We start from the raw sequence: 746 nt of genomic DNA, 5'->3' as shown, positions 1-746 counted from the left end.
ATTGATTCCATTTTTACCCTGATGAAGCTCCCACTCCGGTGCCCAGATTACTCCTGCGTCAGCAGACGGGCCAGGTCCGTCAATATCCCGTTCAAAACCCCCACGCGCGGCGAAATAGCCCATCTGGTTATCGACTCCACCGGATTAAAAGTCTTCGGGGAAGGAGAGTGGAAGGTGAAAAAACACGGCAAGGAAAAGCGCCGCGTCTGGCGTAAACTGCACCTGGCGGTGGACGCTGATACGCATGAGGTTATCTGCGCCGACCTTTCCCTGAACAATGTGACGGATGCAGAGGCCTTCCCGGGGCTTATTCGCCAGACCCACCGGAAAATCAGAACCGCCTGCGCCGACGGAGCTTATGACACCAGACGGTGCCACGACGAACTGCGGCGTAAGAAAATCAAAGCACTTATCCCGCCGCGAACCCGCGCAGGTTACTGGCCAGCTGTATATGCCGACAGAAATCAGGCGGTTGCCCGGCAACGGCTGACGGGAAGCAATGCGTACTGGAAATGGCACACGGTTTACAACCGACGTTCGGTGGCTGAAACGGCAATGTACCGTGTCAAACAGCTGTTTGGTGGGCATCTTACGTTACGGGATTATGATGCGCAGGTTGGGGAGGCTATGGCCATGATCCGCGCATTAAACAAAATGACGCGTGCAGGTATGCCAGAAAGTGTACGGATTGCCTGAGGGAGTCAGCGACGAGGGGAGCTTTTATCTAAATCCGATTTATTCAACAA

Annotated in this window: 1 protein-coding gene; it reads left to right on the top strand. The window is 54.7% G+C overall.

Annotated elements, in window-relative coordinates:
* The coding region (locus tag D6C13_RS25330) for an IS5 family transposase (RefSeq protein WP_120135350.1) at positions 1–696 on the top strand (696 nt) is incomplete at its 5' end.
* Positions 697–746: the final 50 nt, after the last annotated feature.

Source organism: Rahnella woolbedingensis (genome assembly GCF_003602095.1).
GTDB classification, from domain to species: Bacteria; Pseudomonadota; Gammaproteobacteria; order Enterobacterales; family Enterobacteriaceae; genus Rahnella; species Rahnella woolbedingensis.
The sequence above is the reverse complement of the archived record's forward strand: the minus strand, read 5'-3'. Positions and strand labels throughout refer to the sequence as shown.